The sequence below is a fragment of the Stenotrophomonas pictorum JCM 9942 genome (genome assembly GCF_001431585.1).
Classification (GTDB): domain Bacteria; phylum Pseudomonadota; class Gammaproteobacteria; order Xanthomonadales; family Xanthomonadaceae; genus Stenotrophomonas; species Stenotrophomonas pictorum.
Map to the genome: position 1 here is coordinate 186,795 of NZ_LLXS01000005.1, position 23,320 is coordinate 210,114.

Below are 23,320 nucleotides of genomic sequence, written 5' to 3' on the forward strand. Positions count from 1 at the left end.
CGTATCAATAGCCGCGCGCATTGGCATGGTGATGCCGCTTCCTTGTGATCGGGCGTGTTGCGTCTGCGGCATGCGATGTGCGGCTTTTTCTGCATGGCGCACCAGGATCCGATGATGAAGCGGAACCCATTGCTCGCGGGAATCGTTCTGGCAGGCTGCGTCCCGGCGGCCCACGGGCAGGATACGGTCCAGGGATTGAGGGCCGAGATCGAGCACGTACAGCGCACGCTCCAGGCCCTTAATGAGCGTCTGGCGGTACTGGAGGAAAACGACAGCCAACGCACGGCCTCACCGGAGCGCGAACAGGTGGTGCGGGCTCCCGCGCAACAGGTTGCAGACACCGGGACGGTGGAACGCAGCCCCCTGCCGATGCGCGAATCGGTTTCCGATCCGTCGGCGGCGGCATCCCGCTACGACAACGCGATGTCGCCCACCGAGCCGGAACTGGGCGGCTTCATTCCTATCCCAGGCACCCGGACCCTGTTCCGGCTGGGCGGCTATGCCAAGCTCGATGCGATTGCCGATGCGCGCAATGCCGGCGATGAGAACCAATTCGTGACTTCCACGATTCCCGTGGGCACCGATCGTCACGACACCTCCCGTTTCAATCTGCATGCGCGGCAGACGCGCTTCAGCTTTGAGGCGCGGCGCCCGACTACCAAGGGAAATCTCCGTTTCTATCTGGAGAACGATTTTTTCGGCAGCGCCGAGGGCTATGAATTCCGGCTGCGCCACGCCTACGGACAGCTGGGCAACACCTATGCGGGCTACGGCTATTCCAGTTTCATGGATGCCGACGCGTTGCCGGACACGCTGGACTTCGAGGGCCCGGGCGGCGCCGCGTACCTGCTGGTGGCCGGCGTGCACCACAGCTTCTCGCTGGGCAGGGGAAACACGCTGACGGTGGCGGCCGAAGATCCCGATGGCCAGCTGACCCCGGCGCGAGCGGACGCCAGCATCTCCAACCGCTTTCCCGATGTCAGCATCGCCGCACGGATGGAGCGCGACTGGGGTCATCTGCAGCTGGCGGCCCTGGGGCGCGGACTGGGCTATCGCCACGACAGCGGAAAGGATGACGTGTTCGGCGCTGGGCTGTCGTTCTCCGGTTCGCTGTCGTTGTCCGGGCAGGATCTGCTGCTGTTCGGCGCGGTGGCGGGCAGCGGTATCAGCCGCTATGTGGCCGACATCAGCGGCTCGGATCTGGATGGCGTTGTCGATGCGGACGGGCGTCTGCAGGTGCTTGGCGTGCATGGCGGCTATGTCGCCTACACGCACTACTGGTCCTCGCTGTGGCGATCGAACCTGGTCTACGGCGATCTGCGTCTGGAGCGTGATCCCGGACTTTCCAGCACCGCGTTCCGGCGCAGCCAGTACGGCGCCTTCAACCTGATCTGGAGCCCGGCGCCCTCGTGGATCATGGGCATGGAGCTGCTTTACGGGCGGTTGCAGCAGCAGGACGGCGCCCGCGCCGATGCGCTGCGGCTGCAGGGAAGCCTGCAATACAACTTCATCAAATAGAGCCACTTCCCCCTTGTTGCCTCGGCTGCGGGGCGACATCCACCCAGAAGGAGTGTCGTCATGGCAACAGGAAAGAAGATCGGTGTCGTCGGGGCCACCTTCCTGGTCGCCGGCAACATGATGGGGTCGGGCGTGTTCCTGCTTCCGTCCAGCCTGGCGAAGATCGGTACCGCCTCCATCTGGGGCTGGCTGGTGACCACGGCCGGTGCGCTGCTGCTGGCGTTCGTGTTCGCCAAGCTCGGCAAGATGGCACCGCAGGCCGGTGGCCCTTATGCCTATGCGCGTGACTGGTTCGGCCCGTACATGGGTTTCCAGACCAACACCATCTACTGGTTCGCCAACTGGATCGGCAATGTCGCCATCCCGATCGCGGCGGTGGGCTATTTCAGCTACTTCTTTCCGATCCTGTCCGATCCGGTGGTGCGCTGCATCGCGGTGCTGATCCTGGTGTGGGGGTTGAGCTACGCCAATGTCATCGGCCCGCAGTTCGTCACCCGGCTGCAGACCGTCACCACCAGCTTCGCGCTGGTTCCGATCCTGGGCATCGCGATCTTCGGCTGGTTCTTCTTCGACATGGAGATTTTCAAAGGCGCCTACAACGTCTCGGGAAAATCCAACTTCGGTGCTGTCTCCAGTGCCGCAGCACTGACGCTGTGGGCGTTCATCGGGGTGGAGTCCGCCTCGGTCACGGCCGGCGTGGTCGAGAATCCGGAGAAGAACGTGGCGCGGGCAACACTGGCCGGCGTATTTCTCGCCGCGGTCGCCTACATCGCCAGCTCCTCGGTGATCATGGGCATGGTTCCCAATGCCGAGCTGCAGACCTCCGATGCTCCGTTCGCCCTGGCTGCGGCCAAGGCGGTGGGTGGCTGGGGCGGCGGGGTGGTGAGCCTGTGCGCATTCCTCGGCGCGGCTGGCTCGCTGGGGGGCTGGATCCTGCTGACCGCGCAAAGTGCCAAGGCCGCGGCCGATGACGGCCTGTTCCCGTCCATCTTCCGGCGTACCAACGACCAGGATGTGCCGGTCAAGGGCATCCTCGTGGTCGCGCTGCTGATGACCAGTGCGGTGCTGCTGACCTCGACCTCGGAGACCGCATCGGCGCAGTTCGATGTCATCACCTCCGCGGCCGTGGTGCTGACGCTGCTGCCGTATATCTATTCCTGCGTGGCCTGCTATTTCGTGGTCGAGCGGTCGCACACCATCGTCCACACCGGCGCGTTCTGGACGCTGACCAGCGTGACCGTGGTGTATTGCCTGTGGGCGATCTACGGATCGGCGGGGAACATCGTCCAGTACGCCTTCCTGTTCGTGCTGTTCATCACCGTGTTCTATCCGTTCTTCAGCGAACAGCGCCGGCAGCAGCGCAACGAGATGCTGCCTCCGGCAGGCAAGTGACGTTCCTTCCCCGGCTTCATTTTCCCGATGCAGGAGACAATCATGTACTTCAAGTCGTTGGACTATCCCATCGTCGTCATCGATGACGATTACGAGTCGCCGCGGATTGGCGGGATCCTGATCCGGGAGCTGGTTGATGAACTGCGCAAGACGGACCAGCGCGTGCTGACAGGCTTGACCCTGGCCGATGCCCAGGCCGGCGCGAGAACCTATATCGCCGCATCGGCGGTGCTCATTTCCATCGACGGGACCGAAGATACGCCCGACCAGTTCCAGCGGCTGGAGACGTTCCTGCATGAACAGAGCGCGCGACGGAAGGGCCTGCCGGTGTTCCTCTATGGCGAACGGCGGACCATCGAGAAGGTGCCCAGCAAACTGCTCCGGCACATCCACGGTTACGTGTTCCTGTTCGAGGACACCAAGAATTTCATCGCCAGGCAGGTGATGCGCGCGGCCGAATCCTACATGGACAAGCTGCTGCCGCCGTTCTTCAAGGCGCTGATCCACCATGCGGCCGAGAGCAGCTATTCATGGCATACCCCGGGCCATGCCGGTGGCGTGGCCTTCACCAAGTCTCCCGTGGGCCGCGCGTTCCACCAGTTCTACGGTGAGAACACGTTGCGCAGCGATCTTTCCATCTCCGTGCCCGAGCTGGGATCGCTGCTGGACCATACCGGTCCGATCAAGGACGCCGAAGCCGAGGCGGCTCGGAACTTCGGCGCCGACCACACCTTCTTCGTCACCAATGGCACCTCGACCGCCAACAAGATCGTCTGGCATGGCACTGTGGCCCGCGGCGATATCGTGTTCGTCGATCGCAACTGCCACAAATCGTTGCTGCATTCGCTGGTGATGACCGGCGGCATTCCGGTGTATTTCCGTCCCAGCCGCAACGCGCACGGCATCATCGGTCCGATCGGTCTGGACCAGTTCGACAAGGCGAACATGGCGGCGGCGATCGATGCCAATCCCGTGGCCCGGGCCGCCTGGAAAAAGGGCATCAAGCCGCGTATCGCGGTGGTGACGAATTCCACCTATGACGGGCTGTGCTACAACGCCGAGCGCATCGCCCTGGCCATCGGCAGCACGGTGGAGTTCCTGCACTTCGACGAGGCCTGGTATGCCTATGCCGCCTTCCATCCGTTTTATGAGAACCACTACGGCATGGCCAAGGGAAAGGCGCGCGAGCAGGACGCGATCATCTTCACCACCCATTCCACGCACAAGCTGCTGGCCGCGTTCTCGCAGGCATCGATGATCCATGTGCGCAACTCGGCCAATCGCGATCTGGATGTGGCCAGGTTCAATGAATCTTTCATGATGCACACCAGTACCAGCCCGCACTACGGCATCATCGCCTCCTGCGATGTGGCGTCGCGGATGATGACCGGTTCGGCCGGCCAGTCGCTGGTGCAGGAGATGCACGATGAGGCCATCGCGTTCCGCCATGCGATGTTGCACGTGCAGCAGGATCTGGGCCATGACACGTGGTGGTTCAAGGTGTGGCAGCCCGCCGGGGTGGAACGCGCATTGGCGAAGGAGCAGGGCCCCGCGCCGGAGATCGCCGGGCGTTCGCAGTGGTATCTGCAGAAGGGCGAGCATTGGCATGGCTTCGAGGGGCTGGTCGACGACTATGTGCTGATCGATCCGATCAAGGTCACGCTGCTCACCCCGGGGCTGGCGATGGACGGCCATATGGAGCGGAACGGCATTCCTGCCGCGGTTCTCAGCCGGTTCCTGTGGACGCGCGGTATCACCGTGGAGAAGACCAACCTCTACTCGGTGCTGTTCCTGTTCTCGATGGGTGTGACCAAGGGCAAGTGGAGCACGCTGGTCACCGAGCTGATGGCCTTCAAGCAGCTCTATGACAGCAACGCCCCGTTGTCGCAGGCCCTGCCGACGCTGGCCGCGGCGTATCCGCACGCCTATGCGGGCTGGGGATTGCGGGACCTGTGCCAGGCCCTGCACACGTTCAATGCCGAGTTCGAAGTCGCCAGGGTGATGAAGGAGATGTACGTGGAACTCCCCGAGCCGGTGATGACACCGGCCGAGGCCTACGACCATCTGGTGCGGGGTGATATCGAGCGGGTGGATATCGAGGAGGTGAGCGGACGCGTGGCCGGCACCATGCTGGTTCCCTATCCCCCGGGCATCCCCACGATCATGCCCGGTGAGCGGTTTGGCCGGACCAATGATCCGATCATCCAGTCCCTGCGGATCGCCCGCGAGCAGAACGTCCGCTTCCCGGGATTCGAGTCCGATGTCCACGGCCTGATCATCGAGCGTGAAGGCGGCATCGCCACCTATAAAGTAGAAGTATTGAAGGGCTGAACCCGGCCAGCCCCGCCGTCATGGACGCCCATGGACACAAGCCAAGAGCAGCGCATTCTGAAATTGTCCATTGGCGTGACGGTCGGGGTCAGTGCCTCCGGCTTCTTCGGTGGCCTGCTCGCCGGCTCGCAGGCGGTGCTGTTCGATGGCGTCTACAGCCTGGTGGACGTGGCACTGACCCTGGTGGCGCTGTCGGTGCTGCGGCTGGTCGCGCGCGAGGGCAGCTCCCGTTTCCAGTACGGCTACTGGCACCTGGAGCCGATGGTCGAGGCGATGGGCGGGGCGATCCTGTCGCTGGCCTGCATCTACGCGCTGGCCAACGCGGTGATCGGCCTGACCACTGGCGGGCATGAGGTCAAGCTGGGCATCGCCCTGTTCTGGTCGGCGCTGCTGAGCGTGGTGAATCTGGTGATGTCCCTCTACGTCAGCGCCAAGGCCCGGCAGCTGCAGTCGGCCTTGCTGAGCCTGGATGCACGGGCCTGGTTCCTGAGCGGCATGATGAGCCTGGCGGTGCTGGGCGCATTCCTGCTCGCCACGCTGCTCAGTGGCGGTGACCGGCAGTGGCTGGTGCCGTACCTGGATTCGCTGGTGCTGGCCGGCATCTGCCTGGCGGTGTTGCCGCTGCCGTTGCACACGACCTGGAAGGCGATGCGCGAGGTGTTGCAGGTGGCGCCGCCGGAGCTGGATGGGCGGGTCAGGCAGGTGATGGAGGCCTTTGTCGCCGAGCATGGCTTCTCCGGCTTCAGCAGCCATGTGGCCAAGATGGGACGCATGCAGTTCGTCGAGATCCACATCCTCACCCGCCCGCAGTGGAGCTTCGGCTCGATCAGCGAAGTGGACCGGCTGCGCGACGAGATCGCCACCCGCCTGGGCGCCCGCGACGCCGGATTCTGGCTGACCATCGACTTCACCTCCGATCCGGGGTGGACCTAGCTTGGTGCCGGTGGCGTTGCGCTTGACAGGGATTTTGTTTACGCGTGTAATCGAAAAAAATTACAGGCGTAAACGATGGTCCAGATCAGTGAAGCCGAGGCGGTGGTGATGGAGGTGTTGTGGGGTCAGCATCCGTTGTCCGCCGAAGAAGTGATCGCGCGCCTTCCCGGCGGCAACGAATGGGCCGAGGCGACAGTCAAGACCCTGCTCAATCGTCTGCTCAACAAGGGCGCCATCGCCGCGCAGAAGGATGGCCGTCGTTATCTGTATTCGCCGCTGGTGCAACGCGACACCTGGGTGCTGGAGGAAAGCAGCAGCCTGATCGAACGCCTGTTCGAGGGACGTGTTGCGCCGCTGGTAGCGCATTTCAGCCAGCATCGGCGATTGAGCCGCGACGACGTTGCCGAGCTGCGCAAACTGCTGGAGGACCTCGACGATGAGCAGCGCTGATTTTCTGGCGGGATTGCTGGAAGGAGCCGTCGCCACCAGCGCGGCGATGGTAGTGGTACTGCTGTTGCGAGGGGCAGTTCGCAATTGGCTCGGTGCCAGTGCCGCGTATCTGATGTGGTTGATGGTGCCGGCAGCCTTGTTCGCGGTATGGCTGCCCGCGCCGCGATTGACGACGGTGCCAATGGCCGCGACCGACATGGCCGTGCAGGTGGGCCAGACCATTCCCGATGCCGCAGCGGCACTATCCGAAGGAGTGCCGGGCTGGTTGGCGCTGTGGCTGGCTGGTGCGCTGCTGATGGCGGTGTGGTTGCTGTGGCAGCAGCGTCACTTCATGCGTGGGCTGGGTTCGCTCACCCAACGCGACGATGGCCACTGGCAGGCGCAAACTGTCGCCGGGTTGCCGGCGATAGTCGGTGTGCTGAGGCCCCGGATTGTGGTGCCGGCCGACTTCGAGCAGCGTTACAACGCCGAGGAGCGCGAGCTGGTGATGCTGCATGAGCAGCTGCATCTGCGCCGTGGCGACCTCTGGGTGAATGCCGCCTTGGCACTGCTGCAATGCGTGTACTGGTTCAACCCGTTGCTCGGGCCAGCCGTGCGGCGGTGTCGGGAGGATCAGGAGCTTTCCTGCGATGAACGCGTCATCGCCCATACCGCAGGTGCACGTCGCAGTTATGGCAACGCCATGCTCAAGACCGGGCTGGCGCTGTCTCCGTTGCCGGTGGGGTGCCACTGGCAGAACCAGCATCCATTGAAGGAGCGTATTGCCATGTTGGAGCGTCCGGTACCGGGGAAGAAGCAGTGGTTGGCGATGGTGGTGTTGTCTGCAGGACTTTGCGGTGGCGTGGGCTACACCGCCTGGGCTGCACAGCCTGGAACGGCGGCGATGACTGAGGCCGGCGCCGTCTACGCAACGCGGGTACAGGCCGATGCCGATGGAACGCAGCAGCAGTTCGAACTGCATCAGCCAGTAGGCAAGCCGTTCGCTTTCACGCTGGAGTCGGCCAACGGGGTGAAATGGGATGCCGAGTTCACTGTGGTGCCTGCGGAGGCTGGAAAGCTGCACTTGCAGGGCACGCTGAAGGCCGATGGGGTGTTGGTGTCTTCGCCGGAACTGCTGGTGGCGGCAGGCAAGATGGCTGCTGTCGAAGTCACGACCCGTGGTGGCAGCTCGTTGCTGGCACTGAAGCTTCAAACCGACGAGGTTGGCGGCAGCTCGAAAGCCGCGTCGTCAGGAAAGATTTCGGTCGAGCCGGAAGCCGGAGAGAACGATCCGACGACCGATCGCATGACGCCACCGGTGTACCCCAAGGCTGCATTCGAGAACGGCGTCAGCGGCAAGGTGGTGCTGCGGATCGAGGTGGATGCGGAAGGGCAGCCCACAGATGTAAAGGTCGAAACCTCACAGCCGGAGGGAGTATTCGATACGGCCGCGGTGGAAGCCGCACGGCAGTGGAAATTCAACCCGGCGCAGAAAGATGGCCAGGCCGTTGCTGGCGCGGTGCGCGTACCGGTCTGGTTTGACCTGGATGAGAGCGCCACGCATACCGAAGAAAGCACGGGAGGCTGATTGTGCGGCTCATGACGGGGGCATTGGTGTTACTGCTGGCAGGCTGCGCCACGCGACCGGTGGCAGACGGGGAACTGGCCGGCAGCTACAACATCGGGCGGCAGCTGCTGGCACCCGAACAGAAGGGCGGTGCCGGAGCGATTGAGCCGTACGTGCTGGGCGCCACTGAAACGTTCCGTATGCCGGAGCCCCTGCAGGCGCCATCGCCCACCTTGCCGCCGGGCTATGAACGTCAGACCTTGCCACCCACCACGCTGTGCGTGCGGGTGATTGTGATGGCTGACGGGAGCGTCGAACGTGCGGAGTCGCTGCTTGAGCACACCCGCTGCAGGGCCGGTGCGGAGGCGGAACATGCCTCCTTGCTGCAGGCGGCACTGGATGCCACGGCGAGGTGGAGGTTCCACCCGGCGGCGATCTGCCGCTTCGCACCGGGCACGGGAGCGTTGGCGCCGGGCAACTGCGCCGGTGCTGCCGAGGTGGAGCCGGTACCGGTGACGCTGCTGTATGGCTTCACCTTCGAGGTGGCGCAGGGCCGGGTGCGTGTACGGAGAAGCAGCGATTTGAATTGATGGACGCCGTAAATGAAGAAGCCGCGGGCGGGAGCTCGCGGCTTCTTCAATATGATCGTTCAGATGACGTTCCAAAGGCGGCATCAATGCCCGTCGAGCAACGCATTCAACAACGCGGCCAGACGTTCACCAGCCAGACGGACCTGTGCCTCGGCAACCGGTCGCCAGGTCGCGGCATAGGCATCGCCGATCTTGCGACCGGGTGGATACAGTCCCGGGCGGGTGGCGATATGGCAGGTCTGCTCGGCCCACTGGCCGGCATCACGCTGCAGCTGCGGTGCGCTGACGCCGGTCGGCGCCGGCAGTGCCTGCAGGCGTTGCAGGAACTGGTCATCATTCAACTGCAGGGCGTAGAACATGCCGCTGTCCCACACCGAATGCAGGTTGGTGCCGCGATCATTGAACTGCAGCTGGTAGCTGTTGCCACCGCGGTCGTGGCCGTAGCCGGCGTGCATGGGCTGATGGATGTCGCCGACCAGATGCACGACGAACTTCAGCGCCTGCAGGCGTGCTGCATCGGGCAGCTTGTGGTTGGCCAGCAGGGCGCTCTGTTGCTTCAGCGCCTCCACCACGCAGTTGCCATCCGGGCAATGCCGGGCGGCCTGGTAGGCGCAGCCGTCTTCGGCCATGTTGACGTAGTGCCAGTTGGCCGAGCGCTTGCCCAGATCGGGATCGTTGGCGCGCAGTTCGTCGGCCCACGGGGCGATGGCGGCCAGCGAGGGAACCGGTTCGCCGGCAAGCAGGCGGTCCACTTCGGCCCGGGCGGTCGGGCTCAGGCCGGTTTCGGCGACCCGGCCGACCAGCCGGTGGCCCTGTGCACCCCAGGCATATGCATCGGAAACCACCATGGTGTTGGCAAGAAGGGCGAGGCTGGCGGTGGCCAGCAGGGTCGGGAGATTCTTCATGGCCCGATTCTAACGTCTGCGCGAGGTGGTGCTGTTGCCACATCTGGCGACGCTGGAACAACAACGCCCCGGCCAGGGCCGGGGCGTTGCGGTGATCCGGGAGGGGCAGGATCAGAACTTGAAGACGTAGGCCACGCCGTAGACCAGCGGATCGATCTTGGCGGTGCCCAGCTTGGCGCCATTGACCTTGACCTTGGTGTCGATGTCGGCCCAGCGCAGGTCCACGCGCAGTGCACCCTTGTCGCTGATGGCGTAGTCCAGGCCGGCATGGGCGGCCAGGCCCCAGGAATCCTCCAGTTTCAGCTTGGTGCCATCCAGTGCGCCCTTGCTGTCGGTGTCGAAGAACTTGGTGTAGTTCACGCCCAGGCCGACAAACGGGGTGACCTTGCTGCTGTTGGCGAAGTGGTACTGCAGCGAGACCACCGGCGGCAGATGCTTGGTCTCACCGACCTTGCCGACGCCATCGATGCTGACTTCATGCTTGAACGGCAGGGCGGCCAGCACCTCGATGCCCACGTTGTCGGCAACAAAGTATTCGAACGTGACGGTCGGCTTGATATCGCTGTCCACCTTGGTCGGCAGCGCGCCCAGGCCCAGCGCGGCACCGTTGAGGTCACCGGCGTCGGACGTGGGATCAACCGCGTGCACGCCGACGCCCAGCGTCCAATCGCCCTTGGACTGGGCCATGGCGGGCGCGGCGGCCAGGGCCATAGCCGCGGCGAGGCTGGAGAGCAGCAGGGCGGAGGTCTTGCGCATGTGTAATTCCATTGCTTGTTGGAGGTGGCGCCAGTGTCCGGATGCCGGCCGGGTAGCGCTTTGATCCTGATCAAACACGCGTTTGCACTCAGCTGGCGCTCATTTGCGGGGCACTGCTGCCGCACCGGAACCGGGACCGGCTACTGTTAGAATGACGGCCCCTTTCCACCCCCGCCGCAACGGGTTTGCGGCTGCAGGAGCTTGTGAACATGGCAATCAAGGTCGGCATCAACGGTTTCGGGCGCATCGGGCGCAATGTGCTGCGTTCGGCAGTGCTGAACTTCGGCGACGACATCGAGATCGTGGCCATCAACGATCTGCTGGAGCCGGACTATCTGGCCTACATGCTCAAGTACGATTCGGTGCACGGCCGCTTCAACGCGGATGTCGCCATCGAGGGTGGCCACCTGCTGGTCAACGGCAAGAAGATCCGCCTGACCCAGGAACGCGATCCGGCCAACCTGAAGTGGAACGAAGTGGACGTGGACGTGGTGATCGAATCCACCGGCCTGTTCCTGGACAAGGCCAGCGCGCAGAAGCACCTCGATGCCGGCGCCAAGAAGGTGCTGCTGTCGGCCCCGTCCAAGGACGACACGCCGATGTTCGTGTTCGGCGTCAACCACCAGACCTACGCCGGGCAGAGCATCATCTCCAACGCCTCGTGCACCACCAACTGCCTGGCCCCGCTGGCCAAGGTCATCAATGACAAGTGGGGCATCAAGCGCGGCCTGATGACCACCGTGCACGCCGCCACCGCCACCCAGAAGACCGTCGATGGTCCGTCCAACAAGGACTGGCGCGGCGGCCGCGGCATCCTGGAGAACATCATCCCGTCCTCCACCGGTGCGGCCAAGGCCGTGGGCGTGGTGATCCCGGAACTCAACAAGAAGCTGACCGGCATGAGCTTCCGCGTGCCCACCTCGGACGTGTCGGTGGTCGACCTGACCGTCGAGCTGGAGAAGGAAGCCACCTACGCCGAGATCTGCGCCGAAGTGAAGGCACAGAGCGAAGGCGCGCTGAAGGGCATCCTGGGTTACACCGAGGACAAGGTGGTGGCCACCGATTTCCGCGGCGAGACCCACACCTCGGTGTTCGATGCCGATGCCGGCATCGCGCTGGATACCACCTTCGTCAAGCTGGTGGCCTGGTACGACAACGAATGGGGCTACTCCAACAAGTGCCTGGAAATGGTGCGCGTGATCGCGGCCTGATCCGTACCGTGTTGGGCTGAGCAAAGGGCGCCTTCGGGCGCCCTTTGTTTTGGCTGCGCAACCGGAGCAGGCCGCGCGGAGCCCGGGCGGGAAAGCTGCCGGAGGTGGCGCAGGCCCGGCCGGCGAGGGTGGGGACTGCCCGGGTAGTCACCGGGCGGACTGGCCCGGGACCGGTCTTGTATGGATCTGGCGGCACACGCGCTCGCCACGCGCGCCGGCAGTTTCCGTTTGCGCCGCACCCGGATAAGGTGTGGCGGCCCTCCGTCGGGGGACAGGGACAGGAAATGGATGACACGCTGGTGGTCGTGGGGTTGTTGTTGCTGGCCGTGGCACTGCTGGTACCGGTGCTGCTGGTGATGGCGCTGGTCTCGGTGGCCTCGCTCAAGCGCCGGGTGGCGGTGCTGGAAGCTGCCCTCGCGCCGTCGCCGCAGGATGCGGCCGCCGCCGCGCGGCCTGCGTGGCGAGCGCCGGAAGCCGATGACCGGTCTGCCGGGGGCGCGCCGGTTCGGGACGAACCGCAGCCGCCTGGATCGCTGGCTGCGCCGCCGCCTTCCACCGTGATGCCGGTGACCCCCGCGCCGCCGCCGTTGCCGGAGCGGCCGGTTGCCGAGCACGTGCCGCCATCGCCGGCCACGGTTGCGCCGGCGCCGCGCCCGCGGCCGGAAGGGACGCCGCCGCCCGCGCCGAGTTTCATCGAGCGCGGCATCGAACACCTCAAGCGGTGGTTCACCACAGGCAACGTGCCGATCAAGGTCGGCATGCTGGTGATGCTGGCCGGTGTCGCGGCCCTGCTCAAATACGCCACGGACCAGGGCTGGTTCAGCCTGCCGGCCAGCGTGAAGCTGGCCGGCGTCAGCGCTGCGGCACTGGCCGGCCTGGTATTTGCGTGGCGCAAGCGCCAAAGCCATCCCAGCTTCGCCCTGGCGATGCAGGGCGGCATGATCGGCATCCTGCTGCTGGTGGTGTTCGCCGCCTGCAAGAACTACGGAATGATCGGCGTGGTCCCGGCCTTTGGGCTGAGCGTGGTGCTGATCGCGGGCCTGTCGGTGATGGCGGTGCTGCAGGAGTCGCGCACGCTGGCCCTCCTCGGAGTGCTGGCCGGCTTCATGGCGCCGATCTGGCTGTCCAGTGGCAGCGGCAACCACGTGGCGTTGTTCTCGTACTACGCGCTGCTCAATGCCGGTATCTTCGCCATCGCCTGGGTGCGGCCGTGGCGCATTCTCAACCTGCTGGGATTCGCCTTCACCTGGGGCATCGGCACGGTCTGGGGCGTGCTGGACTACGAGCCGGCCAAGTTCGCCAGCACCGAGCCGTTCCTGCTGCTGTTCTTCGGCTTCTACCTGCTGCTGCCGCTGCTGTACGCGCGCAAGGCGGCGACATCCGGTAACGCGCAGATCGATGGTTGCCTGTTGTTCGGCACACCGCTGGTCGCCTTCTCGCTGCAGGCCGGGTTGCTGCAGGGCGAGCGCATGCCGCTGGCGTTGTGCGCGCTGGGCGTGGCGCTGCTGTATGCGCTGCTGGCCCGCGCGCTGCTCAACCGCGACCGGCTGCAGATGCTGGCCCGTGGCTACGCCATCCTCGCGGTGGGCTTTGCCACGCTGGCGGTGCCGTTGGCGTTGTCGGCCGGCGCCACCGCTTCGGTATTCGCGCTGGAAGGCGCCGGGCTGGTCTGGCTCGGGCTGATGCAGGATCGGCGACTGGCGCGCTGGAGCGGCGTCGGTCTGCAGCTCGCCGCCGCAGCCGCCCTGATGCTGGGGACCAGCCGGGGCCATCACGTCGATACGCTGGCCATCGCCAATGCCGGCTTCATGGGGGCACTGCTGGTCGCGCTGGCCGGCTTCGCCACGGCCTGGTTGTATCGGGATGTGGGCAGGCGGCAGCTCGCCGCCGTGGCCTACGGATGGGGGCTGGCCTGGTGGCTGGGCAACCTCGCGCTGGAGATCGGCGACTTCGTCGAGCCCGGCAGCCGCTTGCATGCGGTGCTGCTGATGCTGGGGGTGACCGGCTGGCTGGCGGCCGAGGTGCAGCGGCGTGCGCCGGCTCTGGCGTTGTCACTGACCACGCTGGGCGGCCTGGTGCTGGCATTCCCGGTGGCGTTTGCCCAGCTGTCCGAATACGGCCAGCCGTTCGCCGGGCACGGGCTGTGGGCGTGGGCGCTGTTCGCCGCGCTGGGCGTGCGCAGCCTGCTGTGCCTGCGGGCCAGTAGCGGCGCGGTGGCAGGGCTGGCCCAGCTGGCGTGGTGGCTGCTATGGCCGACCGTGTTGTCGCTGCTGGCCTGGCACCTCGGAGGTCGCTTCGCGCTGGCCCAAGGCTGGGTCGGTCTGCTGCTGGCATTGCCCTGGCTGCTGTTGGCGGTGCTGTCGCTGCGGCGGTGGTCGTGGCTGGCGCAACCGCTGGGCGCGGCGTTTGATCGCTGGCGACCTGCGTTGCAGGCGGCGGTATTCGGTGTACTCGGCCTGTGGTGGTTGACCGCCCTGGTCAGCGCTGGCGATGCCGCGCCGTTGCCGTGGATCGTGGGATTCAATCCGCTGGAGCTGGCGCAGATCGCGGTGCTGGTGCTGGCGGCGATGCGTCTGTGGCAAGGGCACAAGCAACGCAGTGTGCCGGCGCAGCTGGTCGGCATGGCGCTGGCCGGGCTGGTGCTGGTCACGGTGATGACGCTGCGCGCGGTGCACCACTGGGGCGGTGAACCGTGGAATGAGCGTCTGCTGGGCGGCCAGCTGGCGCAGACCAGTCTGACCGTGGTGTGGAGCCTGCTGGGGGTGGTCGGCTGGGTCTCCGGTTCGCGCCGCGGGCAGTGGGGACTGTGGTTGGCCGGTGCCATCCTGATGGCGGTGGTGCTGATCAAGCTGCTGCTGATCGACCGCGACAACCTGGGCGATCTGCTCGGTATCGGCGCGTTCATCGCCTACGGCCTGTTGTGCACGCTGGTGGGTTGGCTGGCGCCGGCACCGCCGCGTCGCGCATCGGCAATCCCGAACAACGACGAGGACCCGTCCGCATGATCAAGCGTTTGCTGTGGCTGGCCCTGCTGCCGATGAGCGTGCAGGCCGCCGATGATTTCGCCGCCCAGTGGCCGTTGCGGTTGTCCCAGCCCGACGCCGGTGCTTACCGCGTGCCGCTGGAAGCTTCGGTGTATGCCGCCGCCTATTGGCGCGATCTGCGCGATGTGCGGGTGCTCGATGCCGACGGCAAGCCGGTGGCCAGTGCGGTCTACGCGGCGGCCACGCCGGTGTCCGGGCTGCCGCGCATGGTCGAGCTGCCGTGGTTCGCGTTGCCGGTGGCGGCGACCACCGCCGATGACGATCTGAGTGTGGTGGTGCAACGCGACAGCGGCGGCAAGCTGCTGTCGATCCGCAATTCGGTCGCGGCCGGCGGCAATGTCGGGGCGGCAGATCCGGTCTGGCTGGTGGATCTGGGCGAGGACGCCGGCAAGCTGCGCGCGCTGCATGTGGACTGGGCCGATCCCGGGGCGACACTGGATCTGGGCTATCGGCTGGAAGCCAGCGACGACCTGCGTGGCTGGCAGGTGCTCGACCCGCAGGTGCGTCTGGTGCAGCTGAACAACCAGGGCCGCGCACTGCGCAGCAATACTCTCAAGGTCGTCACGGATCTGCGCTACCTGCGGCTGGTGCCGCTGCAGCGCAGCGGTGCCCCGGCCTTGCGCGGTCTGCGCGGTGAACTGGTCGATGCGGTGGACAGCGGCGACTGGCAGTGGCTGGAACTCACGGCCGAGGCCGGCGGCAACGCCAAGGACGGTTACCTGTACCAGTTGCAAGGCCGGGTGCCGGTGCAGCGGCTGGATGTGCGGATGCCGGCCAACAGTGCCGTGAGCTGGAGTGTGTCCAGTCGCGATCCGGATCGGCCCGGTGTCGATGGCCGCACGCCGGACTGGCAGCGGCTGACCGCAGGCTGGAATACCTGGAGCCTGAGTGAGGGGGGCACCCAGCAGCGCTCGGCGCCGTTGGAAACCTCCGGCACCCTCACCGATCGCCAGTGGCGGTTGCAGGCCGAACCGGGCTCCCTCCCCGCCGGGGCGCCGCTGCTGCGTCTGGGATATCGGCCCGGCAGCGCGGTGTTCTTGGCGCAGGGACGTGCCCCCTACCTGCTGGTGGCCGGCAGTGCGAATGTGGCCGCCACGCATGCCGCCCTCGATCCGATGCTCGATGCCCTGCGCGCGCGTAATGGCAGGCAGTGGCAACCGGCCACGGCGATGCTGGGCGAGCGCGCCGTGCGTGCCGGCGATGCCGCATACCAGCCGGCCAAGCCGCCGCACGACTGGAAGAATCTGCTGCTGTGGGCGGTACTGGTGCTGGGTGCGCTGGCGGTCGCGGGGTTCGCGTTGAGCCTGGTGCGTGGCGGTGGCGAGCAAAAGAAACAGGATTGAGGGGGCGGGCCCTGTGCCGGCGGGGGCTGTGCGGCTTCAGCGGGCGTCGAAGTCCCGCTGCAACAGACCGTAGAAGGCGGTATCGCAAAGCTCGCCGTTCACCCGCCAGCGTTCGCGCAGCAGCCCCTCACGGACGAAGCCCAATCTCTCCAGCAACCGGCACGAGGCGGTATTGCGCGGATCGGCATCGGCCTCCACGCGGCGCAGCTGCAGCCCGTCAAACAGATGGCGAAGGATCAGGCGCAGCGCTTCGCTGGCCAGTCCGCGGCCCTGCCAGTCGCGGTGCAGGCTGTAGCCGATCTCGGCCCGGCCCTGATCCGGGTCGATCGCGAACACCGCGCTGCTGCCGATCAGCCGGTCGCTGCCGGCATCGGCAATCGCCCAGATGAGGATCTGCTGCTCGCGGCGCTGGCGCTTGATCTCGGCGATCTTGGCCTGAGCTTGTGCCAGCTCCGTCCAGGCCGGGTAGCTCCAGTAACGCATCACCACCGGATCGGAATGGATGGCGAACAGCGCCGGGGCATCGTCGGGGCGGACTTCGCGCAGCCGCAGCCGCGCGCTGTGCAGCTCCGGTTGGAACAGACGTGTCTGCATCGCAATGACCTCCAGTTTGCCCCGGTTGGCAGGGCGGGCGAAAATGCCGGACTACCCCACCTGCGGAGCAGATCCTGCCATGTCCATCGTTCGTATGACCGACCTCGACCTTTCCGGCAAGCGTGTATTGATCCGCCAGGATCTGAACGTGCCGATCGACGGGGACGGCAAGATCACCTCCGAACAGCGCATCACCGCCTCGCTGCCGACCCTGAAGCTGGCGCTGGAGAAGGGCGCCGCGGTGCTGGTGACCTCGCACCTGGGCCGCCCCAAGGAAGGCGTGTGGAGCGCCGCTGATTCGCTGGCGCCGGTGGCCAGGCGCCTGTCCGAACTGCTGGGCGTGGACGTGCCGCTGGTCAAGGACTGGGTGGACGGCGTGGACGTGGCCCCGGGCCAGATCGTGCTGCTGGAGAACTGCCGCATGAACGTCGGCGAGAAGGCCGACGATGAAGCCCTGTCGAAGAAATACGCCGCGCTGTGCGATGTGTTCGTGATGGACGCCTTTGGTACCGCGCACCGCGCCCAGGCCTCGACCCACGGCGTGATCCGTTTCGCCCCGGTTGCTGCCGGTGGCCCGCTGCTGATGGCCGAGCTGGACGCGCTGGACAAGGCGCTGGCCAACCCGGCGCGCCCGCTGCTGGCGATCGTGGCCGGCTCCAAGGTCTCGACCAAGCTGGAACTGCTGTCCAGCCTGGTCGGCAAGGTCGACCAGCTGATCGTCGGTGGCGGTATCGCCAACACCTTCATCGCGGCCGAAGGTCATGGCGTGGGCAAATCGCTGGTCGAGAACGACCTGCTTGATACCGCACGCAAGATCGACGCCGACGCCAAGGCGCGCGGCGCCGAGATTCCGCTGCCGACCGACGTGGTGGTGGCCCCGGCCTTCGCCGCCGACGCCCCGGCCACCATCAAGCCGGTGGCTGCGGTGGGCAGCGATGACATGATCCTGGATATCGGCTCGGCCACCGCCACGCAATACGCCGAGCTGATCGCCAAGGCCGGCACCGTGGTCTGGAACGGACCCGTAGGCGTGTTCGAGTTCGACGCGTTCGGCAAGGGCACCGAGGCGCTGGCGCGCGCCATCGCCAGTTCCAAGGCGTTCTCGATCGCCGGTGGCGGTGACACCCTGGCGGCGGTGGACAAGTACGGCATCGCCAAGGAAGTGAGCTACATCTCCACCGGCGGCGGTGCGTTCCTGGAGTTCCTGGAGGGCAAGACCCTGCCGGCCGTGGCCGCGCTGGAGGCCCGCGGATCGTGAGCCGCGATGTGCTGTTTTTCGATCTGGATGGCACCCTGATCGAATCGTCGGTGGGCATCACCCGTTGCGTGGCCTATGCGCTGGAGAAGATGGGCCAGCCGGTGCCGGCGGAGAACGAACTGCGGCGCTGGATCGGTCCGGCGCTGCGTACCAGCTTCGCGCCGGTGTTCGGGGATCGGCAGCAGGTCGAGCAGGCGGTGGAGCTGTACCGCGAGCGCTTCGACAGCGACGGCTGGAAGGAGCACGAGATCTATCCGGGCGTCGGCGAGGTGGTGCGTTCGTTGAAAGCCGCCGGCCACCGCCTGGCCGTGGTCACCGCCAAGAACGAGCCGCACGCGCAGCGGATCGTCGCGCATCTGCCGTTCGGTGACTGCTTCGAGGACGTGATCGGCGCTACCCCGTGTGGAACGCGCAGCCACAAGCCGGAGCTGGTGGCCGAGGCGCTGGGGCGGCTGTCACTGCAGCCGGCCGATTGCTGGATGATCGGCGACCGCCGCATGGATATCGAGGGCGCCCGCCACCATGGCATGCGCAACATCGGGGTGCTGTGGGGCTTTGGCGGGCGGCAGGAACTGGAGGCCGCCGGCGTCCACGCACTGGCCGCAGCTCCGGAGGATATTCCGCTGCTGCTGCAGGCCTGATGGAACGCAAAGCGCCGGCGCGAGCCGGCGTTTTGCTTGGTCGCTTGCGCACGGTGGGACGATTCGCTGAAAAAGAGGGATGAGGTGCGATGTCTTTGTTGTCCGGCCGGTGTCAGATGGATGTCTCGCGGGAAGGGGCTGATGGCCTGACGGGACTTCTGTCGTTTACACCTGACCGGCAAGGGTCAGGGCGGTGTCGCATACGGGCGTGGTCGAGGACGTGCGATGGCGTACGCACGCCGATGTCTGGCCAGGCTGTCTTTGCTGTCTGTGGGACATCGCGGGATTTGTCAGGCGACACTCGCCGCGACATCGTTGTCATAGCGCGAATATGCTAATTTCGATGGTCTTTCAGGGAGACTCCACACAATGATCGAACGCCAGCGCCGTACCAAGATCCTCGCCACCCTCGGGCCTGCAACCGACGCGCCGGGCGTGCTGGACGATCTGTTCCGCGCCGGCGTGAACGTGGTGCGTCTGAACTTCTCCCACGGTGATCCTTCCGGTCAGGCCAAGCGTGCCGCCGAAGTACGCGCCGCCGCGGCCCGCGTCGGTATGGAAGTGGGCATCCTGGCCGACCTGCCGGGCCCGAAGATCCGCATCGAGCGCTTTGCCGAGGGCAAGGTGCAGTTGAAGGCGGGTGACCGCTTCGACCTGATCGCCAGCGAAAATGCCGGGCCGGGCACGGCCAGCCAGGTGGGCGTCAGCTACCTGGGGCTGCCGCAGGACGTGGGTCCGGGTGACGTGCTGCTGCTGGACGACGGCCTGATGCAGCTGCAGGTGGTCGAGGTGCAGGGCGAGCGGATCATCAGCACCGTGCTCAACGACGGCGTGCTGTCCGACCGCAAGGGGCTGAACAAGCAGGGCGGCGGCCTGTCGCTGGGCGCGCTGACCGAGCGCGACAAGGAGCTGATTGGCATCGTCGCCAAGATCGGCGTGGACTTCATCGCCGTGTCGTTCTGCCGCAACGCGCAGGACATGAACGATGCGCGTGAAATCGCCCAGTCGCATGGCTGCTATGCCGCGCTGGTGTCCAAGATCGAGCGCACCGAGGCGATCGAGAACCTGGAGGAGATCGTCGAGGCCAGCGACGTGGTGATGGTGGCCCGTGGCGACCTCGGTGTGGAGATCGGCGATGCCGAACTGCCGGGCCTGCAGAAGAAGATCATCAAGGCCTCGCTGGCGCAGAACAAGGTGGTCATCACCGCCACGCAGATGCTGCAGTCGATGGTCGAAAGCCCGATCCCGACCCGCGCCGAGGTGCTGGACGTGGCCAACTCGGTGATCGACGGCACCGATGCGGTGATGCTGTCTGCCGAAACCGCGGCCGGTGCCTATCCGGTCAAGGCGGTCGAGGCGATGGCCCGCATCTGCCTGGGGGCCGAGCGCCAGTTCCAGACCGAAACCGACTTCAACGCCTCGCCGCGCAACCTGCAACGGGCCGACCAGGCCATCGCCATGGCCACGATGTTCCTGTCCCAGCACGTGGGCGTGCGCGCGATCGTGGCGATGACCGAATCCGGTGGTACCGCGCGGTTCCTGTCGCGTTTCCGCGCCAAGTCGCCGATCTTCGCGGTGACCCGCCACGATGGCGCGCGCCGGCAGATGGCGCTGATGCGCGATGTGTTCCCGATCAATTTCGACAGCCGCGGCCTGACTCCGCGCGAAGCCGCCCGCGGTGCAATCCGCCTGCTGGTCGAGGCCGGGCAGCTGCAGGCCGGTGACCGCGTGGTCTTCACCAGCGGCGAGCACATGGAAACCCTGGGCGCGACCAATACCCTGCGCCTGCTCGAAGTCGGTGCCGACGGCCGCGCCAGCGGCCTGGGCGACCTCTGACGTCATGCGTCACCGCTCCGGTCAGGAAGCTGATCGGAGCGGACAGGTTTTGTCCTGTCGGGACGGGACGAAACCCGCGCCAGACCCTGCGGGCGACCAGCCCGCAGGGCGGGCGGGCTATAATCGCGGTTTTCCCGCACTCCGTCACAGGTAAAGAGATGAGCATCGAACTGCTGGCTGAAACCGCCCAGGCCATGGTTGCCCCGGGCAAGGGCATCATCGCCATTGACGAATCCACTGGCACCATTGCCAAGCGTTTCGCCAGTGTCGGGATCGAGAACACGGAAGAGAACCGCCGTGCCTACCGCGAGCTGCTGCTGACCACGCCGAAGCTCAACGAGCACATCTCCGGCGCGATCCTGTACGACGAGACCATCCGCCAGTCGACCAAGGACGGCGTGCCGTTCGCCAAGTACATGGCCGACCACGGCATGATCCCGGGCATCAAGGTCGATACCGGCGCGCATCCGCTGGCCGGCTGCCCGGGCGAGATGGTCACCGAGGGCCTGGACGGCCTGCGCGCGCGGCTGCAGGAGTACTACAAGCTCGGTGCGCGTTTTGCCAAGTGGCGTGCGGTGATCAACATCGGCGAGAGCATCCCCTCGGGCACCTGCATCGAGGTCAACGCCCACGCGCTGGCCCGTTACGCCGCGCTGTGCCAGGAAGCCGGCCTGGTGCCGATGGTCGAGCCGGAAGTGATCATGGACGGCGACCACGACATCGAGACCTGCTACGAAGTCACCGAGGCCACCCTGCGCGCGCTGTTCGATGCGCTGTACCAGCAGAACGTGGTGCTGGAAGGCACCATCCTGAAGGCCTCGATGGTCATCTCCGGCAAGGGCTGCGACGAGCAGGCCGATGTCGAGGAAGTGGCCGAATCGACCGTGATGTGCCTGAAGTCGGTGGTGCCGGCGATCCTGCCGGGCATCGTGTTCCTGTCCGGCGGCCAGAGCGACGAGCAGTCCACCGCCCACCTCAATGCCATGAACCAGCTGGGCACCCTGCCGTGGCCGCTGAGCTTCTCCTACGGCCGTGCCATGCAGCAGGCCGCGCTGAAGTTGTGGGCCAAGGACATGAAGGGCAACTACGCCGCTGCGCAGAAGACCGTGTACGAGCGTGCGAAGGAAAACGGCCTGGCCGCACTGGGCAAGTGGGAAGGCTGACCGCCTCTTCCGTGTCCTGAAACAGCGAAACGCCGGCCCTGTGCCGGCGTTTTCGTTTTTCCTTCCCGGCTCCTGGCTCAGGTCGCGGCCGCCAGACCCTGCATCAATGCCGAGCTGCCCCCGCTGCTGTCGATCTGGCCGCTGCGGTTCAGGGCCTGCTGGTAGATCTTGAATGCCGCCGCGTTGTAGGCCACCAGGATGATGCGCAGCGGGCGGGTATGGCTCTTCCGCCAGGTCAGCGTTTCGGTCACCGCGATATCGGCGGCCTGGTGTAGCGGGTAGCCGTACACGCCACAGCTGATGGCCGGAAACGCGATCGATTGCAGCTCCATCCGTTCGGCCAGGCGCAGCGACTGCCAGTAGCAGTTGGCCAGCAGCGCGGCCTCATCATGGCGGCCGTCGCGCCATACCGGGCCCACGGTGTGGAACACATGCCGTGCCGGCAGCGCATGGCCGCCGGTGGCGCGGACCTCGCCGGTGGGGCAGCGGACGCCGGGGCGCAGCTCCGGCAGCTGGCAGCACTCGGCCAGCAGGCCGGGACCGGCGGCACGATGAATCGCCCCGTCCACACCACCACCGCCCAGCAGGGTTTCGTTGGCGGCGTTGACGATGGCGTCAACGTCCAGTTCGGTGATGTCGCCGTGCCAGATTTCGATGCTCATGGTCCCGATCTTCCACCGCCCTGTATGAGAGAAACGTGACGGGCGCCTGCGTGCACCCGCTGCCAGCGAAGCCTGGCGCTGGCGTGTCTCACAGCCTGCGATTGCAGGTACCGGAAAGCATGAAGGCCGCGGGTAGCGGCCTTCATGGACGATCACTGCTGGAATGCAAATTACGGCAGGCCGGCCAGCCAGTCGTCGTCCGAGCCCTCGTTGATATCGGCGAACAGCGGGGTGGAGAAGTAGCGCTCACCGGTGTCCGGCAGCATCGCCAGGATCACCGAGCCGGCGTCGGCGGAGGCGGCGATATCCAGCGCGCTGGCGACGGTGCCGCCGGCGGAGATGCCGACGAAGATGCCTTCCTCGGCGGCCAGCCGGCGTGCGGTCTCGATCGCACGGTCGTCCTGCACCGCCAGCAGCTGGTCGTAGACCGCGCGGTTGAGCACGTCCGGGACGAAATCCGGCGTCCAGCCCTGGATCTTGTGCGGAGTGAACTCCTTGCCGGCCAGCAGCGCGGCGCCGGCCGGTTCGGTGGCGATGATGCGGGTGTCCGGGCGCGCGACCTTCAGCACCTCGCCCACGCCGGTGAGGGTGCCGCCGGTGCCCCAGCCGCTGACGAAATAGTCCAGGCGCCGGCCGGCGAAATCACGCAGGATCTCCGCCGCGGTGGTCTGGCGGTGGTAGGCCGGATTGGCCGGGTTGGCGAACTGGCTGGCCAGGAACCAGCCGTGCTGGTCGGCCAATTCCCTGGCCTTGCGTACCATGCCGCTGCCGCGTTCGGCCGCGGGAGTCAGGATCACCTTGGCACCGTAGGCGCGCATCAGCTTGCGGCGTTCGATGGAGAAGGTTTCCACCATCGTCGCCACGAACTTGTAGCCGCGTGCGGCGGCGACCATGGCCAAGGCCACGCCGGTGTTGCCGGAGGTGGCTTCGACGATGGTGTCACCGGGCTTGAGCAGGCCTTTTTTCTCGGCATCGAGAATGATCGCCAGCGCCAGCCGGTCCTTGACCGAGCCGCCCGGATTGAACGATTCGACCTTCACATAGAGGTCCACGCCGGCCGGGGCAAGCCGGTTGAGCTTGACCACCGGGGTGCTGCCGATGGTGTCGAGAATAGTGTTGTAGATAGCCATTGAATGCTCCGGGGAAG

Annotated in this window: 19 protein-coding genes; 14 read left to right on the forward strand and 5 right to left on the reverse strand. The window is 66.2% G+C overall.

Going from position 1 to position 23,320, the window contains the following annotated elements; all coding sequences use genetic code 11:
* Nucleotides 1-114 precede the first annotated feature (114 nt).
* The 7 genes from ARC78_RS02015 to ARC78_RS02045 all read left to right on the forward strand — a co-directional run bounded on the left by ARC78_RS02015 (nt 115) and on the right by ARC78_RS02045 (nt 8,760).
* Complete coding sequence (locus ARC78_RS02015; protein ID WP_057505642.1) at nt 115-1,518, forward strand: DcaP family trimeric outer membrane transporter; 1,404 nt, start codon at nt 115-117, stop codon at nt 1,516-1,518.
* A gap of 60 nt (nt 1,519-1,578) precedes the next feature.
* Nucleotides 1,579-2,910 (forward strand): arginine/agmatine antiporter, encoded by a 1,332-nt coding sequence (gene adiC / locus ARC78_RS02020; RefSeq protein WP_054657448.1) that lies wholly within the window; start codon nt 1,579-1,581, stop codon nt 2,908-2,910.
* A 42-nt stretch (nt 2,911-2,952) separates the two neighbouring features.
* Complete coding sequence (locus ARC78_RS02025) at nt 2,953-5,241, forward strand: Orn/Lys/Arg family decarboxylase (protein WP_054657446.1); 2,289 nt, start codon at nt 2,953-2,955, stop codon at nt 5,239-5,241.
* A 30-nt stretch (nt 5,242-5,271) separates the two neighbouring features.
* On the forward strand, nt 5,272-6,174 hold the full coding sequence (locus tag ARC78_RS02030) for a cation diffusion facilitator family transporter (protein ID WP_057505621.1): 903 nt from the start codon (nt 5,272-5,274) through the stop codon (nt 6,172-6,174).
* Between the two features lie 75 nt (nt 6,175-6,249).
* Complete coding sequence (locus ARC78_RS02035; RefSeq protein WP_054657444.1) at nt 6,250-6,624, forward strand: BlaI/MecI/CopY family transcriptional regulator; 375 nt, start codon at nt 6,250-6,252, stop codon at nt 6,622-6,624.
* Nucleotides 6,611-8,191, forward strand: coding sequence for a TonB family protein (locus ARC78_RS02040; protein WP_054657442.1), 1,581 nt, complete (start codon nt 6,611-6,613; stop codon nt 8,189-8,191). Before ARC78_RS02035 ends, ARC78_RS02040 begins: the two co-directional genes overlap by 14 nt.
* Nucleotides 8,192-8,202: 11 nt before the next feature.
* Nucleotides 8,203-8,760 (forward strand): hypothetical protein, encoded by a 558-nt coding sequence (locus ARC78_RS02045; RefSeq protein WP_145974264.1) that lies wholly within the window; start codon nt 8,203-8,205, stop codon nt 8,758-8,760.
* 83 nt (nt 8,761-8,843) lie between these two features.
* Here ARC78_RS02045 and ARC78_RS02050 read toward each other — a convergent pair whose 3' ends face one another.
* Together ARC78_RS02050 and ARC78_RS02055 are read right to left on the reverse strand one after the other, a co-directional pair.
* On the reverse strand, nt 8,844-9,665 hold the full coding sequence (locus ARC78_RS02050; protein ID WP_057505622.1) for a S1/P1 nuclease: 822 nt from the start codon (nt 9,663-9,665) through the stop codon (nt 8,844-8,846).
* A 111-nt stretch (nt 9,666-9,776) separates the two neighbouring features.
* Nucleotides 9,777-10,421 carry an OmpW/AlkL family protein gene (locus tag ARC78_RS02055; RefSeq protein WP_054657438.1) on the reverse strand — a complete coding sequence of 215 codons (645 nt, stop codon included), beginning with the start codon at nt 10,419-10,421 and terminating at the stop codon, nt 9,777-9,779.
* 209 nt (nt 10,422-10,630) lie between these two features.
* On the opposite strand from ARC78_RS02055, the gene gap reads away from it, so the two are divergent.
* The 3 genes from gap (at nt 10,631) to ARC78_RS02070 (ending at nt 16,019) form a co-directional block, all read left to right on the forward strand.
* A complete protein-coding gene (gap, locus tag ARC78_RS02060) occupies nt 10,631-11,632 on the forward strand; it encodes a type I glyceraldehyde-3-phosphate dehydrogenase (protein ID WP_057505643.1) in 1,002 nt (333 codons plus the stop codon).
* A gap of 284 nt (nt 11,633-11,916) precedes the next feature.
* The gene (locus ARC78_RS02065; RefSeq protein ID WP_057505623.1) at nt 11,917-14,637 is read left to right on the forward strand and encodes a DUF2339 domain-containing protein; all 2,721 of its coding nucleotides are present in this window, start codon (nt 11,917-11,919) and stop codon (nt 14,635-14,637) included.
* Entirely contained in the window at nt 14,634-16,019 is a 1,386-nt protein-coding gene (locus ARC78_RS02070; protein WP_054658798.1) for a DUF3999 domain-containing protein, read from the forward strand. The genes ARC78_RS02065 and ARC78_RS02070 overlap by 4 nt, the downstream gene beginning before the upstream one ends.
* A 36-nt stretch (nt 16,020-16,055) precedes the next feature.
* Here ARC78_RS02070 and ARC78_RS02075 read toward each other — a convergent pair whose 3' ends face one another.
* Nucleotides 16,056-16,613, reverse strand: coding sequence for a GNAT family N-acetyltransferase (locus ARC78_RS02075; protein WP_089153149.1), 558 nt, complete (start codon nt 16,611-16,613; stop codon nt 16,056-16,058).
* A gap of 79 nt (nt 16,614-16,692) precedes the next feature.
* Here ARC78_RS02075 and ARC78_RS02080 point away from each other — a divergent pair, with 79 nt between their 5' ends.
* From ARC78_RS02080 to ARC78_RS02095, 4 genes are all read left to right on the forward strand, one after another.
* Nucleotides 16,693-17,871 (forward strand): phosphoglycerate kinase, encoded by a 1,179-nt coding sequence (locus ARC78_RS02080; RefSeq protein WP_054658802.1) that lies wholly within the window; start codon nt 16,693-16,695, stop codon nt 17,869-17,871.
* Nucleotides 17,865-18,512, forward strand: coding sequence for an HAD-IA family hydrolase (locus ARC78_RS02085; protein WP_057505624.1), 648 nt, complete (start codon nt 17,865-17,867; stop codon nt 18,510-18,512). The genes ARC78_RS02080 and ARC78_RS02085 overlap by 7 nt, the downstream gene beginning before the upstream one ends.
* A gap of 369 nt (nt 18,513-18,881) precedes the next feature.
* Entirely contained in the window at nt 18,882-20,348 is a 1,467-nt protein-coding gene (gene pyk / locus ARC78_RS02090) for a pyruvate kinase (RefSeq protein WP_054658804.1), read from the forward strand.
* Nucleotides 20,349-20,506: 158 nt separating this feature from the next.
* Nucleotides 20,507-21,511, forward strand: coding sequence for a class I fructose-bisphosphate aldolase (locus ARC78_RS02095; protein ID WP_057505625.1), 1,005 nt, complete (start codon nt 20,507-20,509; stop codon nt 21,509-21,511).
* A gap of 77 nt (nt 21,512-21,588) precedes the next feature.
* Here the strand turns inward: ARC78_RS02095 and ARC78_RS02100 are convergent, their stop codons facing one another.
* Together ARC78_RS02100 and cysK are read right to left on the reverse strand one after the other, a co-directional pair.
* Nucleotides 21,589-22,173: an O-acetyl-ADP-ribose deacetylase gene (locus ARC78_RS02100; protein ID WP_057505626.1), complete on the reverse strand. Its 585-nt coding sequence runs from the start codon at nt 22,171-22,173 to the stop codon at nt 21,589-21,591.
* 170 nt (nt 22,174-22,343) lie between these two features.
* Complete coding sequence (gene cysK / locus ARC78_RS02105) at nt 22,344-23,303, reverse strand: cysteine synthase A (RefSeq protein ID WP_057505627.1); 960 nt, start codon at nt 23,301-23,303, stop codon at nt 22,344-22,346.
* Nucleotides 23,304-23,320: the final 17 nt, after the last annotated feature.